The sequence below is a fragment of the Hymenobacter polaris genome (assembly GCF_012927305.1).
GTDB lineage: Bacteria > Bacteroidota > Bacteroidia > Cytophagales > Hymenobacteraceae > Hymenobacter > Hymenobacter polaris.
This window is the reverse complement of sequence record NZ_JABBGH010000001.1, coordinates 358150-374531: the sequence shown is the minus strand read 5'-3', so window position 1 is coordinate 374531 and position 16382 is coordinate 358150. Positions and strand designations below refer to the sequence as shown.

Sequence of the window (16382 nt, the reverse complement as noted above, 5' to 3'; positions counted from 1 at the left end):
GCACCGCTTCGGCGGTGCCTTTTTTGCGGGCGGGCCAGCCGGCTGGCTTCGCCGGCCTGGGCCCGGCCACCGCCCCCTAGGGCCCCGCCAGCCGCCCTAGGGGGCAGTGGCCGGGCCCTAGGGGGGTGCTTGTTCTATAAGCTGAAAAACAGTAACTTGCTTGTCTGGCAGGCGGCACGGCGCCCCTGCTACTCGCACTTTACTGCTATGAAACAACCTACTCTGTGGGCCGCGTATGGGCTGCCCGCCGCGCTGCTCGTGGGGCTAGCCGCGGCCACTACCAAAAGCAGCGGCGAGGGGGCCCGCCTTGCCCTGCCCTACACCCCCACTATTCCGCGCACCTGGGACAGCACCGCGCTGGCGGCCGCCGAGCTGCCGCTGGCCACGCCCAGCGCCTCGCCCCGGCACGTACCGGCCGCCTACTACTATGGGCTGCCCGAGCGCGTGGCCTACAAAAACTACCCGGTGTACGCGCCCGGCCGCGAGCCCAAGGGCTACTGGCAGTGGCTGGAAAAGCAGGAACCCCAGGTGGTGTTCGACCCCGCCAAGCTGCACACCGAGGCCGACTGGATAAAGGCCGGCGAGCTGCTTTTCGACATGCCCATCGACGTGGATGGCGCCGTTATTACGCTGGACAACGTGCGCGACCCGGCCTTTTACGCTGCCGTGAAAGTGCCGCTGACCAAGGACGGCATTATGCCCTACGCCCGCTACGTGGTGAAGGAAAAGGGCAAGGTGCTGCTGGGCAACCTCTCGTGCGGCATGTGCCACACCCGCGTTGAGCAGGGCGGCGTGGTGCTGAAAGGGGCCCAGGGCAATTTTCCCGGCGACCCGGCCACTGCCTGGAATATTCGCCACGACCCCAACTTCCCGGAGCCGGCCGTGCAGTACGTAACCGGCGTGCTCTTCGACGCGCCCTTCGTACCCAACGACCCCAACTCGCAGCTTAGCCGCCAGCCCAAGGAAAAGATTGCCCAGGCGTTTGAGTCGCTGCCGCCCGGCACCAACGGGCGCCAGGGCACCAGCATCCTATTTCCGCCCTCGGTGCCCGACCTTATTGGCGTGCAGCAGCGCACTTACCTCGACCACGGCGGCCTGGCCCGCCACCGTAGCATTGGCGACATGATGCGCTACATCGCCATCAACCAGGCTCTCGATTTTATGGCGAGCTACGACGCGTACATTCCGGCCGGCAAGGCGCACAAAACCCTGCCGCCACCCGGCAAATCTGCTTTTGTCGGCACCTTCGACCGCTACTCCGAGGCGCAGCTATTTGCCCTGGCCAAGTACGTGTACTCGCTGCGGCCGCCCACTAACCCGCACCAGCCCACCGCCCAAACCAAGCGCGGCGGCCAGCTTTTCGTCGAGCAGGGCTGCGTGAGCTGCCACACGCCGCCGCTCTACACCAACAACATGCTCACGCCCGCCGACGGCTTCGAGGTGCCCGAAGAGCACCGCCAGAAATACGACGTGTTTGAGATTTCCATCGGCACCGACCCTGGCTACACCTTGCAAACGCGGCGCGGCACTGGCTACTACAAGGTGCCCTCGCTGCGCGGGGTGTGGTACCGGGGCCCGTTCTTGCACGACGGCTCGCTGGCCACCCTGGAGGATATGCTAGACCCTAGGCGCCTGGACGCCGGCTACGTGCCCACCGGCTTTCGGGGTGCCAGCGGGGCGCCCCACGCCGTGCGCGGCCACGAGTTTGGGCTGGCGCTGCCCGCGCCCGACCGCGCGGCCCTGGTTGCCTTCCTCAAAATCTTGTAACCCAGTCTACTATGCCCCTACTCTTGCTTTGGAGCTGGCTGCTGACCCAGCTTGGCGGCCAGTTCACCCAGCAACCCGCCGAGCCCGCCGTGCGCTTCGAGATTGTGAACGCCGGCTTTACGGTGCAGGGCACCCTAGGGGGCTTGCAGGCGATGGGGCAGTTCGACCCCGCCCAGCTGGCGCAGGCCCACATCCGGGCCACGGTGCCGGTGAGCACCATTCAGACGGGCATCAGCCTGCGCGACAAGCACCTGCAAAAGCCCGACTACTTTGACGCCGCGCAATTTCCGGTGCTTAGTATGCAGTCTACCGCGTTTCGCAGCCTCGGCGGCGGGCAGTACGAGGGCACCTTTACACTTACCATCAAGGGTATTTCGCACGAGGTGCGGGTGCCCTTCACCGTGTCGGCTGCGCGCGAGCTGCAGGGCAGCTTTCACCTCAACCGGCTCGACTATGGCATTGGCAAGAGCAGCCTGGTGCTGGCCAACGACGTGGCGGTGAGCCTGCGCACCAAGCTTGCGGAAGGGCCCTAGGCCGTAGCTGGGGCCCTAGGGCTTGCTTGAGGGGGCAAGTGCCTAACTGCTTAAACTCCCTGCCGGTTTGCGCCTCTAAGTCTGAGGTGCGAACCGGTTTTTTGCATCTGGCCGGGTGGTTTTAGCGTAGGGTTTGCCTAAGCCAAGGAACCTGGGCCAGCGCGCGAAATGCGTGCGCGCGCCTGATTGGGCGAGTGGGTTTTGTGCGCTGCCAAGCCGCTTGCTTGCGCCGCGTTTCCTCACTTGCCGTTCACGCCCAGGGCCTTACTTGGCCGCACTACTTACCTGCTCAGCCGGCGCCCCGCCGCCCCCGCGATGACTTCGACTTTTGACTTGCCCGTGGCCGTTGGCCCCGAGCCGCTGCCCGCGCCCACGGCCGAGCTGGGCCTGGCTTTCCAGCATAAGAAAAGCCTGATTGCCGACTACCTGGCCGCGTTTGCCATCGTGTATTACCGGCTGCCGGCCGAGCGCAGCGCCACCCAGCTCACGGCTACGCTGCGCGGCGAAAACCCCGAGGCCCTCTTCCCCACCGCCGCCGTGCAGCTGCCCCTGGCCGACGTGCTGACCCTGGCCGAGGTGCGGGCCGAGGCGGCCACCCAGCTGCGCATGGGCCTGGCCGGCGTGGGCGAGGAGCTGGGCGCCGCCATCACGCGCTACCGGCTGTCGTTTCCGGCCCCCGAGGCCCAGAGCCCCGACCACGAGTGGTGCCTGACCCTGGACTTTGCCCCCGATGCCCGCGTGCAAGCCAGCTTTGCCTGCACCCGCGACGGCGCTAATGCCCCCGGCACCACCTACCTGCCCACCCACGTGGAGCGCGTGGTGGCGCAGCTGGCCAGCCACCCTACCGTTCCGGTGGGCTACGTGCAGTTTCTAGCCGACGAGGAAATAGCGCTGCTGCGGCAGTTTCGCACGGTGCCGCAGCACGTGCCCGAGGGCGGCCCCCAGCTGCTGCACGGCTTGTTTGCCGAAACCGCCCGGCTCTACCCCAACCAGCTGGCGCTGAGTTGGTTGGGCGAAAACTGCACCTACCAGCAGCTCAACGAGCGCGCCGACCAGCTGGCCGCCCGCCTGCAAGGCCTAGGGGTGCGGGCCGGCGACTTCGTGGGCCTGCTGCTGGCTAAGTCGGTGGAGCTGTACGTGGGGATGCTGGCCGTGCTCAAGGCCGGCGCCGCCTACGTGCCGCTCGATTTATCGTTTCCGGCCGACCGCGTGACGTTCATCCTGGGCGACTGCGGGGCCCGGCTGCTGCTCACCAACCGGCCGCTGCCCGAGGGCTTTGCGGGGTGGCCGGGTGAGGTGCTGGACCTGAGCGCGCCCGCCTCGCCCGCCCCAACCACGCCGGCGGGGCTGGCCCCCGTGGCCCTAGGGCCCGACGCCATTGCCTACGTCATCTACACCTCGGGCACCACGGGGCTGCCCAAGGGCGTGCTGCTGCCGCACCGCAGCATCTGCCACCTGGTGCGGGCCGAGCAGCTGCTGTTTCAGCCCACGCCGCAAGACAAAGTAGCTCAGGGCTTTTCGGTGGCCTTCGATGCTTCGCTGGAGGAAATCTGGCTGGCCTGGGGCAGCGGCGGCACTCTGGTGCCCGTGCCCGAAGACACTATGAAAGCGCCCGACGCACTGCCGAGCTTCCTGAACGAGCACCACCTCACGGTGTTTTCGACCGTGCCCACGCTGCTCTCGCTGCTGCCCGCCGCCGTGCCCAGCCTGCGCCTGCTGATACTGGGCGGCGAGGTGTGCCCGCCCGAGCTGCTGGCCAAGTGGGCCAGCCGCCAGTGCCGGGTGGTGAACACCTACGGCCCCACCGAGGCCACCGTCGTGGCCACCGCCGACGACTTCGTGCACGGCCGCAAGCTCACTATCGGCCGGCCGCTGGCGGGCTACGAGGCGCTGCTGCTCGACCAGCTGGGCCAGCTGGTGCCCCTAGGGGTGCCCGGCGAGCTGTGCCTGGGCGGCGCCGCGCTGGCCGCCGGCTACCTCAACCGCCCCGAGCTGACGGCCGCTAAGTTCAATACCGTGGCCGAGCTGCCGGGCGGCTTTGCCGGCCGCCTCTACCGCACCGGCGACTTAGCCCGCTTTGATGCCGAGGGCAACATCGAGTTTCTGGGCCGCATCGATACGCAAGTGAAAATCCGGGGCTTTCGGGTAGAGCTGGCCGAGATTGAAAGCCTGCTGCTGCAGTGGCCCGGCATCCGCAACGCGGCCGTGGCCCTTAAAGAAGGCGCCGACGGGGTGAAGAAGCTCATCGCCTACCTCATCCTCGACCCCCACCAGTTGCTGGACGAGAAAGCCGTGCGCGCCTACCTGCGCGAGCGCTTGGCGCCCTACATGCTGCCCGCCGCGCTGGTGCCCCTAGGGGCGTTTCCGCTGCTCACCAGCGGCAAAGTGGACCGCAAGGCCCTGCCCTACCCCGTGGGCGGCGACCACGCCCCCACCCGCGAGCTGACCCTGCCGCGCAACCCCATCGAGAGCGCCATTTACGCCGCCTGGCAGAAGCGCTTCGACACCAGCGACCTGTCGGTTACCGACGACTTCTTCGACCTGGGTGGCAACTCGCTACTGGCCTCGCTCATCATCTCGGAGCTGCGCCAACAGCCCGACTTCCAGGGGCTTTCGGTGAAGGAGATGTACACCCGCCGCAGCATCGAGGCGCTGGCGGCGGCCGTAGCTACGGGCACGTTTGGCAGCGCCACCCCCAGCGCCCCGGCCGACCAGCCGCCCGCCGTGCCGCTGCGCCCGGCCGGCCCACTCACCCGCGTGGTTACCGGGGCCTTGCAGCTGCTCAGCATCGCCCTGTTCTACGCCGTGCCGGTGCTACTGCTCAGTTTCTCGCTACACTACCGCCGCAGCGTCACCAGCTGGCCGCTCACCGAAACGCTGGTGGTAAGCGCCCTGGCCGTGGTGCTGTACGTGCCGCTGGCCTGCCTGCTGGTAGTGGCCCTGAAGTGGCTGGTTATCGGGCGCTTCCAAGCCGGCGAGTACCCGCTCTGGGGCTTCTACTACTACCGCTTCTGGGTGGTGAAGAAGCTGGTGGAGGCCGCCCCCACCCAGCTGCTGTCGGCCACGCCCTTCCTGGCCGTGTTCTACCGTTTGCTGGGCGCGCGCATCGGCGACAACGTGTACCTAGGCTCGACGCGCCTCATGTGCTTCGACTTGCTCAGCATTGGCGACGAGGCCAGCGTGGCCCGCGAGGCCGGCCTGCTAGGCTACCGCGTCGAGCGCGACCGGCTCATCATTGGGCCCATTGAGGTGGGCCGCGGGGCTTACGTGGGGCTGCGCTCCATCTTGGAAAGCAGCACGGCCCTAGGCGACGAAGCCGAGCTGGACGACCTGTCGGTGCTGCCGGCCGGGCGCCGGGTGCCCGCCCGCGAGGTGTGGCTGGGCTCGCCCGCCCAGCGCGTGCGCGCCGCCGAGCCCGCCGCGCCGCTGCGCCCGGCCGTGCCCGGCGCGGGCTACCTGGTGGCCCAGCTAGCGGCCATCGGGCTCATGCTGCTGGTGCCTTCGGTGGCGCTGCTGCCCTGCCTGGGCATCCTGTACTGGAGCGTCGAGCGCTTCGGCGCCGAACCATCGCTGCTCACGCTCCTGCCGCTTTCGGGCCTCTACGTGCTGCTGCTGATGGCCGCGCTGGCCCTCATCAAGCGTGTGGTAGCCGGCCGCCAGCCGGCGGGCACGCTGCCGCTCTACAGCCTGGCCTACGTGCGCCACTGGGTGGCCGATGCCGTGCTAGCCCAAAGCCTGGCCTTGCTCAAGTCGCTCTACGCCACCATCTACACGCCCGCCTGGCTGCGGCTGCTGGGGGCCAACATCGGCCACCGGGCCGAGATTTCTACCCTCAACCACATTTCGGCCGACCACCTCACGGTGGCGCCGGGCGCCTTCTTGGCCGACTCGGTGAGTGTAGGGGCCCCTAGGGTGCGGCGGGGGCTGGTAGAGGTGCTGCCCACGGTGGTGGGCCCGCGCACGTTTATCGGCAACAGCGCGGTGCTGGCGGGCGGCACCGTGCTGGGCACCAACAACTTGGTGGGCGCGCTGACGGTGGCGCCCGCCACCACGCCGCCCGATGGCACCTCCTGGGTAGGCTCGCCCGCGTTTCTGCTGCCCAACCGGCCACCCTCCGAGGCCTTCGCGCCCGAGCTGACGTTTGCGCCCCCTAGGCGGCTGATATGGGCGCGCGGGCTTATCGAGGTGTTCAAGATTGGGCTGCCCTTCATGTTCTCGTTCGTCACCTTTGCTGTGCTGTATCACTACGTGCACTGGCACTTGCAGCACTACTCGTTTTGGAGCAGTGTGGGCGTGGGCACGGGCGCGCTGGTGGGGCTCATCTTTGGCTTCTGCCTGCTCACGGCTTTGCTGAAGTGGGTGCTTATCGGGCGCTACCGGCCCATGGAGCGGCCGCTGTGGTCGTCGTTTGTGTGGCGCAACGAGCTAGTCAACTCCTTGTGCGAGAGCTATGTGTACGTGTACTGGCAGGCGGCGCTGTCGGGCACGCCCTTCGCCACCTGGTTTTTCCAGCTCATGGGCAGCCACTTCGGCCACTCGGTGTACATGGACACCACCGAAATCACGGAGTTTGACCTAGCCTGGGTGGCCGACCACGCCGTGCTCAACAACGGCGCCACCATCCAAACCCACCTCTTTGAAGACCGGGTGATGAAGATGTCGAACCTGCGCATCGGGCGCTACGCCACCGTGGGCACCTCGTCGGTGGTGCTCTACGACTCGGTTATCGGCCCCGGCGCCACCCTCAAAAGCCTTTCGCTGCTAATGAAAGGCGAGCAGCTACCAGCCGAAACTCGCTGGCAGGGCATCCCCAGCAGCTTTGTGCCGGGCGGCTAGCCTAGGGCCTTAGGGTATAGGCAGGGGCCAAAAGAGTAACCAGAACGTCATGCTGAGCTTGCCGAAGCATCTCTACCGCGCCGCCTGTATTGCGCGGTAGAGATGCTTCGGCAAGCTCAGCATGACGTTCTTTTTTTCTTACCTACACTATAACAATGTACCTACATTAATTGTCTTATTATTGAACGCCACTTCCCCTATTATGGCCCAATCTGTTTTGCACCCGGCCGCTAGCCGGGGCCACGCCAACCACGGCTGGCTCGACTCTTACCATACCTTCAGCTTCGGGGGCTACCACAACCCGAGCCGCGTGCACTTTGGCGCGTTGCGGGTGCTGAACGATGATACCGTGGCCGGGGGCATGGGCTTCGGCCGGCACCCGCACGACAACATGGAGATTATCAGCATTCCGCTGAGCGGCGCCCTCGAGCACCAGGATTCACTAGGCAGCCAGGCCATCATCCGCCAAAACGATGTGCAGGTGATGAGCGCCGGCACCGGCGTGGCCCACTCCGAGAAAAACCACAGCCCGCGCGAAGCCGTCAAGTTTCTGCAAATCTGGGTGTTCCCGAACCAGCGCGGCGTGGCCCCGCGCTACGCCCAGCAAAGCTTCCCGCCCGCCGAGCGCCACAACCGCCTGCTGCAAGTAGTGGGCCCCAGCGCCGCCGAGGGCAGCGTCTGGATTCACCAGGACGCCTGGTTCCACCTGGGCAACCTCGACCAGGGTTTTACCACGGACTACCAGCTCAAAAAGCCCGGCGACGGCGTGTACGCCTTCGTGCTGGAGGGCGACGTCACCATCAACGGCCAGGCTTTGCACCGCCGCGACGGCCTAGGGCTATGGGAAATGGATAAGCTTGACATCAAAGCCGATAGCCAGGCCGAACTGCTGTTGATGGAGGTACCGATGCAGTTTTAACTTCTTCAATGAAGCGTCAGACCGTCATGCTGAGCTTGCCGAAGCATCTCTCCCGCGTAAGTAACTCCAAGCGTTAGGATTACTTACGCGGGAGAGATGCTTCGGCAAGCTCAGCATAACGGCCGCTTTTAACTCTTTTTTATTTCGTTTTCCCATCAATCTATGAAAACCCGCCTTACCCGCGCCGCCGACCGCGGCCTCAAAGACATTGGCTGGCTGCAAAGCAATTTCTCGCTCAGCTTCGGGCCCTACGCCGACCCCGAGCGCAGCGGCTTCGGGCTGTTGCGCGTCTTCAACGACGATTTTGTGCAGCCCGGCGGCGGCTTCGGCATCCACGGCCACGCCAACATGGAAATCATTTCGGTGATGCTGGCCGGCAGTATGAACCACAAGGACACCCTGGGCTACACCGAGGTGGTGCACCAGGACTGGGTACAAATAATGAGCGCCGGCAGCGGCCTGCGCCACGAAGAGCACAACGTGGGCGAGGATACCGTGAATTTTCTGCAAATCTGGATTGAGCCCAAGCTGCAAAACGTGGGCCCGCGCTACCAGCGCCGCAGCTTTCCCGAGGCTAAGCGCGAAAACCAGCTCACCACCATCGTCAGCAACGAGGAGGGCCAGGCCCACTGCTGGATAAACCAGAACGCCAAGCTCTCGCTGGGTTACTACACCGACGCCCAAACCATTGACTACCAATTCAAGCCGCTCAATAAGCTGCTGTTTCTGTTCGTCATCAGCGGCGCGGCCACAGTGGCGGGGCAGGCGGTGGGCACCCGCGACAGCCTTGGCATCTGGGACACCGACCGGGTGGCCATCGAAGTAGCGGCGGGCACCCGGTTTCTGCTGATTGAGGCGCCTATCAATCACTAGGTGGGCGCCTTGCCCCGGCGCGGTGCTAGGTTTGTGGTTTGGCCGGCCCTAGGGCCCGGCTTCCCTCCCAATTCCCTGGCCTGATGAAGTTTTTTGCGGCGCTGCTCTTTTGGTTTTCCCTGCTACCGGCCCTGGGCCAGCAGCCACGCTTTGCGGTGCGCCGGCTCCGGCTGCCCCCCGAGCTGGCGTACTACGACAACCAGTTTTCGGGGCTGAGCATCAGTGGCAACCAGCTGATTATCATGTCGGAAAGCCGGCTTCAGGACAAGGCCGAGGCCAAGCTCTACACGGTGAAGCTAGCTGACCTCGACCACCAGTTGCGCGACTCTACCTTCGCGCTGCCCTACCAGAAGCTACCCCTGCAGCACCTGGAGAAGCTGCGCGCCCGGATGCACCAGGCCGGCCAGAGCTACGAAGGGCTGGAGGCCATGCTAGCGGATGGAGCTACCATTTACTTCTCGGTCGAAACGGCCACGCCCTCTACCAACTGCTACCTGCTGAAAGGCACCCTAGGCCCCAAGGCGGTGGTGCTGGACACGACGGTGCTGGTGCCGCTGCCCAAGCCCCTGGCCCCGGGGGGCGCCCACATCTACAACGCTGGCTTTGAGGCGCTGGCCGCCGTCCACAAGCGCCTGTACGCTTTTTTTGAGTACAACTATTTTCCCACCGCTAATTCGGTTTATGAGCTGAACGAGCGGCGCCTAAGCAACTACAGCCCCCTAGGGCAGCAGCCCATTGCCAAGGTGCCCTTCCGCGTTACGGACCTGACCCCAGCGGGCGGCGACCGTTTCGTGGGCATCAACTACTTCTTTAAGGGCGACGGAGGCGATGCCGTGTACCGCACGCCCGCCAGCGAAACGGCCAACGCGGCGCTCATCGTGGACAAAGCCGACAAGAGCGGCTACAAGAACTACTGCCGCCTGATAACCATCGAGCTGAAAAACAACCAGTTCAGCTGGCAGCCGCTGTGGGAATTTCCCGAGCAGTACCGCAGCTACAACTGGGAGGGCATTGCGGCTTACCAGGGCGGCTACTTCATCATCAACGACAAGTACTCACCCAGTAAGCCCTACCAAACCACGCTGCTGTACTTGCAGCCGCTAGGCAAGTAGTAAGCTGCGCCTCAGTCATTGGTGATTTAATGACCGTCATGCTGAGCCCCGCGAAGCATCTCTGCCGCACCGTTCGGGAGAGATGCTTCGCGGGGCTCAGCATGACGGCCTAGATGGCTTAGTATAAATTACCACCAGCGTTCGGGAACGGGAAAAGATAATAATTCCTTATTTTTACCCGCTTTTCCCATCCGCTGGCCGTGCCCGACTACCTGTTATTCGTTGATACCGAAACGTCGGGCCTGCCCACCGACTGGCGCCGGCCCTACGCCGAGCCGGGCGCCTGGCCCCACGTGGCGCAGGTGGCGTGGCTGCTCTACACGGCGGAGGGCGAGCTGCTGAAGCGCGAAAACCACTACATCAAGCCTAGCGACTACGACCTGACGCCCGCCTCGGTGCAGGTGCACGGCCTCACGCTGGCCTACCTGCACGAGCACGGCAAGCCCCGCCGCCAGGTGATGCAGCGCCTGCACGACGACCTGCTGCGCTACCGCCCACTGGTGGTGGGCCACTTCGTGGAGCTAGACTACCACATGGTGGGCGTGAGCTTCCAGCGGGCCGACCTGCCCAACGCGCTCCTGGGGCTCAATACCTTCTGTACCATGCGCCTGAGCGGCAGCTTTAGCCAAACCTGGCAGCGCCGCTACCTGCGCCTGGGCGAGCTGTACGACCGCCTGTTTAACCGCCTCATGCCTAGGCAGCACGACGCCCTGGCCGACGCCGAAGCCACCGCCGAGTGTTTCTTTGAGCTGCGCCGCCACGGCGACATCACCGAGGCCACCCTGGCCAGCCAGCCCCGCCTGGCCCCGCCCACCGGCCGGCCCCGCGCTACCCACCCGCCTACCCGGCCCTTCTGGAAATACTGGCTGGGTATATCTTAGTGATTAGTGACTAACTACTAGTGACTAATAATTAATGAGTAATATTCTAAGGGACAAGAGCTTTGCTTTTGCGAGCAGGGTAGTTAAAGCCTGTCGCTACTTAGCTGAGCAGCAACGCGAGTTTGTGCTGTCAAAGCAATTATTGGGTAGCGGAACGGCTATTGGTGCGCTGGTGCGGGAAGCTGAGTATGCAGAAACTAAGCCCGACTTTATTCATAAAATGGCTCTCGCCCGTAAAGAGGCTAATGAGACCCTTTACGGGCTTGAATTGCTGGTAAGTACTAACCTTAGTACGCCTCGCCAAGCTGAGAGCCTTCACCTAGATGCCACGGAATTACTAAAAATGCTAACTAGCTCCATTAAGACTGCCAAAACGGCTTTAACCAGCACCCCTAAAAATTAGTCACTAGTCACTAGTAGTTAGTCACTAATGGAGCGTCTTGCTTTTCTGCGCACCGTAGCGCCCTTTAACCTGCTGCCGCCCGAGGTGCAGGAGGAAGTAGCCAGTCTGCTCGTCGAAGTCATTCACCCGCGCGAAACCATCATCTACCGCCAGGGCGAAAGCAAGCTGCGCGGCGTGGACCTCATTGTGAGCGGGGCCTACGACACGTTCTTCTTCGATGCCCAGCAGCAGCAGCGCCTGCCCGAGGTGTACGGGCCCAGCGAGTGCTACGGCGGGGTGTCGGTGCTGCTCAATAAAAAGCGCTCGCTGCGCACGGTGCGGGCCCGGGCCGGCACGCGGGTGTACTTCTTGCACCGCCACGATTTTCGGGGGCTGTGCCTGGGCTACGAGGCGTTTTTCCACTACTTCACCAGCCGCTACGGCCGGCTGATGCTCGACCCCGAGTACGCCGACCTGGTGCAGCCGGGCCCCCAGGCGCCCCAAAACTTCATCGCGGCCGACGAGCTGTACTCGCGCCGCATGGAAGCCGTGGAGCTGCGTCCGGTGCTGGCCTGCCCCGGCCACACCCCCACCCACGAGGTAGCCCGCCTCATGGCCCGCGCCCGCACCAGCTGCTACTTCGTGCTGGGCGACGACGAGCGCACCATCGTGGGCTACGTCACGGATATCACCTTGCGCGACAAGGTGGTAGCGGGCCTAGGGGATGCGCGCCTGCCTATCGCCACCTACCTCGACGCGCCCACCCGCGAGGTCAGCGCCGACTCGTTTGTGTATGAGGCCCTGCTGCTGATGTTCCGCACCAAGACGCGCTACCTGCTGGTGGCGCGCGGCGGCGAGTACCTAGGGTTCATCAGCCGCAACAAGCTGCTGGCCGAGCAGGCGCAGTCGCCATTCCTGTTTATTCAGGGCGTGAGGCAGGCCGTGAGCGGGCGCGAGCTGAAGCTGCGCTGGCAGAAGGTGCCCGACATCGTGTTTCAGCTGCTCGACCGCGGCGTGAAGCCCGAAATCGTGAACCAGGTCATCACCACCGTGGCCGACACCATCGCCCTGAAGGTCATTGAAACGGTGATTCAGGAGATGGGGCCGCCGCCGGCCAAGTTCGTGTTCGTGGTCCTAGGGTCGGAGGGCCGGCAAGAGCAAACCCTGCTCACCGACCAAGACAACGCTATCATTTACGAAGACAAGGCCAACGAGCACCGCGAGGAAGTGCGCGCGTATTTCCTGGCCTTTGCCGAGCAGGTGAGCGACCGCCTCGACGGCATTGGCTTCAGCTTCTGCGACGGCGGGCTGATGGCCAAAAACCCGAAGTGGACGCACTCGCTCTCGCACTGGAAGCGCAACTACCAGGGTTGGCTGCGCGAGTCGAACCCCGAGAACGTGATGCGCTTCGCGGCGTTTTTCGACATCCGCTACCTCTACGGCGAGGCCGACATCCTAGACGAGCTGCGCGACTTTCTGGATGCCGAGCTGCAAAAGCCGCTCGACCGCTTTCTGCACTTCATGGCCACCAATGCGTTGCAGTACCAACCGCCGCTCACCTTCTTCAACAACATCCGCACCTTCGCCGTGGGCGACCAGCAGGTCATCAACCTCAAGCGCGTCATGTCGCCCATCGTGGATTTGGTGCGCGTATTCGCCCTCAAAAACCGCGTCTTCGCCACCAACACCGGCCAGCGCCTAGGGGCCCTGCGCCAGCTCGACGTGTTCAGCGAGAAGGAATACCAGGAGCTGGTGCAGGCCTACTACTACCTGATGGGCATGCGCCTGAAAAAGCAGGCCACCCAGATGATGAACGCCAAGCAGCCGCCCGACAACTACCTAGACCCCAAAACCTTAACGAAAGTGGAGCGCGTGACGCTGAAAGAAATCTTCAAGGTAATAGAGGATTTCCAATTGAAAATTAAAGTGAATTTTGCGAAGATGCTGTAGCAGTAGTCAATAACATTTGTTGCGTGATGGTGAGCAGTGCGTTACTAGCATTGCACCCTCTACAAATAGCAGAGCAAGTGTAGTATTGAAGAGCCAAATCCTATTATTTTTTCTAAGGATTGCCTGGGAACAGACCTTATGTCAAGGAATGAAACCACGGAATTAAAAAAAGACCATCCTCCAGTACGCCGGCTAATCTCATGCCGGCAGCCACGCAGCGGAGACGAAACCAGAAATTGGCCCATGAGCATAGCGAGCGGGCAGCGGCGTGCCTTCCATTGCTGTGCAAGAAAGGCTTTAACTACTCCTATATTGCCGAGTGGCTCAAGGGACTGCGCTTTTTCACCCGCACGGATAAGGCTTGTCGCGCCGAGCAAGCCAAGCGGTTGTGTCTGCTGCGTGTAATAACTCCTGGCCTCACCCTACCGGGGCCAGCGTCGCCCTTACCGTTAGTAGCCGCGTTGGCAGACGCGTAGAATAGCGCGGGCTGGTTGACAACCGGCTGCCTAAGACTCACCACTAAGCTGCTACGCGCGCTAACGCCTGCGCACCGTACTCGTTCAAAGCGGGCCTACCAGCGCGCCCGGCGCATCTTCTCGGGCTCCAGGACATGGATGGTGTTGGGTGTCAGCGCAATCAGGCCGTCGTGCTTGAACTCGTTGAGCGTGCGGCTCAGTGACTCGGGGGCGGTGCCCACCAGGGCGGCCATGTCGTCGCGGGTGAGCTGGATGGTGGCGTCGGCCCCCGCGCCGCCGGCCTGCTCGTGCAGCTGCACCAGCGTATCGGCCACGCGCCGGCGAATGGAGTTGTAGGCCAGGGCCAGTAGCTGCTCGGCCTGCTCGCTCACTTGGCCCGCCAGCCGGTGCACCAGCTGCCGGCCCACCGCCGGGTTGCGCAGCAGCGCTGTAAACTCCTCCTGCGGAATATAAAGCAGCTCCGACTCGTCTACGGCGATGGCCGAATCGGTGTGCGGGGTGTGTTGCAGCAGCGGCAGGTGGCCGAAAAACTCGCCGGGGCCGTGCAGGCCCACAATCAGCTCCTTGCCGGCGGCGGTGGTTTTCACGATTTTCACCCGGCCGCGCTGCACGAAGTAAAGGCGCGTCGATTCGTCGCCTTCGAGGTAAATGCTTTGCTTTTTGCGAATCAGGTGGGCCTTGCGGTCCAGCGACAGGTCGGCCAGGTCGCCAGCGGGCGGGGCTTCATCCGGCAGCGCGGGCAGGCTTTCCGCACCGGGGCCGGGCACTGGGTGCAGCTGCCGGAAGCGGCTGAGCCGCCCGCTCACGGCGCTGAGCAAATCCGCTTTTTTGAATGGCTTGCTTAGGTAGTCGTCGGCTCCCAGGGCCATACCGCGCCGCCGGTCGGCCAGGTCGGTTTTGGCAGTGAGGAAGATGAAGGGCACGCCCAGCAGCTGCGGGTGCTGATTGAAAATCTGGAGCACGCCGTAGCCGTCGAGCACGGGCATCATAATATCGCAAATCACCAAATCGGGCCGGGCGGCCAGGGCCAGCTGCACGCCCAGTTCGCCGTTTTCGGCCGCTTGCACGGTGTAGCCGGCCAGCTCCAGCAGCTGGGCGGTGTTTTCCCGAATGATTTGGTGGTCTTCAATAAGGAGGATAGTGGACATGGCAAGCATAAGCTAAAAAGGGGGAGCCACTTGGCCGAAAGCAACCCGGCGCAGCCCGGCCGCGCAAGCAACCAGAAGCGGCAACCTGTCCACGTACCTAGCCGCCCGCAGACCCTAGGGGGCAACCGGACCTCACTAGCATCACCCCGACTACCTGCCAGGTGTCATACGGCCCGGCGGCGGCGGGCGATAACTTTTTGGTTATATTTTAGGATAATTTTGGAGTTCGCAGGACCATAGCGCGGGCCCTGGTAATCCGGGCAGGCAGGGCGCGGGTGTTAGGGGCGTGCGCACCAATTACGAATAACGCGCGCACCAAAAGGCCGCACTGCTCTACTATACGGACTGTGGGCCAGCAGGCTAGCAAGGAGTAGCACTCAATGCTAGCCTGCTGGCCCACAGTACGATACGGCAACCCAACAACTGCCCTAGGCCTGGCTTGCGCACGCCTGCAGGGCAACCAGCTTGTTGCAACAGCTCCCGCTATGCCTTTGCTGCTACGCCAGGGCTTGAGGGTGCCAGGTGCTGTTGCAGCTGCCGGGCCGTCTGGCCCGCATTATTGGGGGCCCAGCCGGGCGGGTAGAACACGTACTTCAGCTTATCGGACCACGAGGTGGCCTGCCGCACATCGTGCCCGAGGTGCTCAAACTCGTGGGCAAAAATGGCCCAGGGGTGGTGCGAGGCGGGCGGCGAGAGCACCCCAAACTGCCGCGGCTCGGGGTGGCGGCTGTCGAGGTAAGTGCCAAAAAGGCGGTCCCAGACGATGAGGATGCCGCCGTGGTTTTTGTCGAGAAAGGCGCAGTTGCAGGCGTGGTGCACCTGGTGCAGCTGCGGGGTATTAAACACTTTCTCGACCCAGCCCAGGTGCGGAATTTTCTGCGAGTGCAGAAAAAACTGGTAGAGTGAGCTGAGCGACATGGCCAGCACCACCATCACCGGTGGAAAGCCCAGCGCCGGCAGCCACAGCCAGAACAGGGGCTTGTAGAAAAACACCACCCAGCCGTTGCGAAACGCCGTGCCCAGGTTGAAGTGCCGCGACGAGTGGTGCACCACGTGCGCCGCCCACGGCACCCGCACCGTGTGGCTGAGCCGGTGGTGCCAGTAAAAGCTCAGGTCGTCGCCGAACAGCAGCAGCACCCACGCCCCCACTGAGGTGGCGCTCAGCGCGTCGTAGCCCAGCCAGCGCAGCCGCAACGAACTCAGCGCCGTGAACACAACGTAGAAAACAGCCAGCGTGCCGGCTTTGGTGACAATACCGATGAGGGTGGCTACCAGGCCCATACTGGCGCTGGCCGCCGAGTCGCGCCAGTCGTAGAGGTGCTCGTCGTGGCGGGCGCTCAGCACCACCTCTAGCAAGATAAAAGCGGCCCCCAGCGGTATGAGGTAGACTTTCGGGTCAGAAAATTCCATGGCAAACAGTAATAAGAGGCGCAAGCACCTAGGCCAGCGGAGCGGCGAGCAAGCGAGTGCCGTCGGCGTGGTGGATGACCCAGAATTTGAATTGC

11 protein-coding genes are annotated in these 16382 nt (G+C 63.9%); 9 read left to right on the top strand and 2 right to left on the bottom strand.

Features of this window, described 5'->3' with window-relative positions:
• The first annotated feature begins 207 nt into the window (after positions 1–207).
• The 9 genes from HHL22_RS01500 to HHL22_RS01460 all read left to right on the top strand — a co-directional run bounded on the left by HHL22_RS01500 (position 208) and on the right by HHL22_RS01460 (position 13253).
• Entirely contained in the window at positions 208–1767 is a 1560-nt protein-coding gene (locus HHL22_RS01500; RefSeq protein ID WP_169529203.1) for a c-type cytochrome, read from the top strand.
• An 11-nt stretch (positions 1768–1778) separates the two neighbouring features.
• Positions 1779–2300 (top strand): YceI family protein, encoded by a 522-nt coding sequence (locus HHL22_RS01495; protein WP_169529202.1) that lies wholly within the window; start codon positions 1779–1781, stop codon positions 2298–2300.
• Positions 2301–2615: 315 nt separating this feature from the next.
• Positions 2616–7136, top strand: coding sequence for a Pls/PosA family non-ribosomal peptide synthetase (locus HHL22_RS01490; protein ID WP_169529201.1), 4521 nt, complete (start codon positions 2616–2618; stop codon positions 7134–7136).
• A 202-nt stretch (positions 7137–7338) separates the two neighbouring features.
• Positions 7339–8055: a pirin family protein gene (locus HHL22_RS01485; RefSeq protein WP_169529200.1), complete on the top strand. Its 717-nt coding sequence runs from the start codon at positions 7339–7341 to the stop codon at positions 8053–8055.
• 162 nt (positions 8056–8217) lie between these two features.
• The gene (locus HHL22_RS01480) at positions 8218–8928 is read left to right on the top strand and encodes a pirin family protein (RefSeq protein ID WP_169529199.1); all 711 of its coding nucleotides are present in this window, start codon (positions 8218–8220) and stop codon (positions 8926–8928) included.
• A gap of 83 nt (positions 8929–9011) precedes the next feature.
• A complete protein-coding gene (locus tag HHL22_RS01475; RefSeq protein ID WP_169529198.1) occupies positions 9012–10040 on the top strand; it encodes a hypothetical protein in 1029 nt (342 codons plus the stop codon).
• A gap of 200 nt (positions 10041–10240) precedes the next feature.
• Positions 10241–10921, top strand: coding sequence for a 3'-5' exonuclease (locus HHL22_RS01470; RefSeq protein ID WP_169529197.1), 681 nt, complete (start codon positions 10241–10243; stop codon positions 10919–10921).
• 34 nt (positions 10922–10955) lie between these two features.
• Positions 10956–11324, top strand: coding sequence for a four helix bundle protein (locus HHL22_RS01465; protein ID WP_169529196.1), 369 nt, complete (start codon positions 10956–10958; stop codon positions 11322–11324).
• 27 nt (positions 11325–11351) lie between these two features.
• Positions 11352–13253, top strand: coding sequence for a DUF294 nucleotidyltransferase-like domain-containing protein (locus HHL22_RS01460; protein WP_169529195.1), 1902 nt, complete (start codon positions 11352–11354; stop codon positions 13251–13253).
• Between the two features lie 571 nt (positions 13254–13824).
• On the opposite strand, the gene HHL22_RS01455 is transcribed toward HHL22_RS01460, so the two are convergent.
• Positions 13825–14877 carry a response regulator gene (locus HHL22_RS01455; protein WP_169529194.1) on the bottom strand — a complete coding sequence of 351 codons (1053 nt, stop codon included), beginning with the start codon at positions 14875–14877 and terminating at the stop codon, positions 13825–13827.
• Positions 14878–15360: 483 nt separating this feature from the next.
• Positions 15361–16287: a sterol desaturase family protein gene (locus HHL22_RS01450; RefSeq protein ID WP_169529193.1), complete on the bottom strand. Its 927-nt coding sequence runs from the start codon at positions 16285–16287 to the stop codon at positions 15361–15363.
• Positions 16288–16382: the final 95 nt, after the last annotated feature.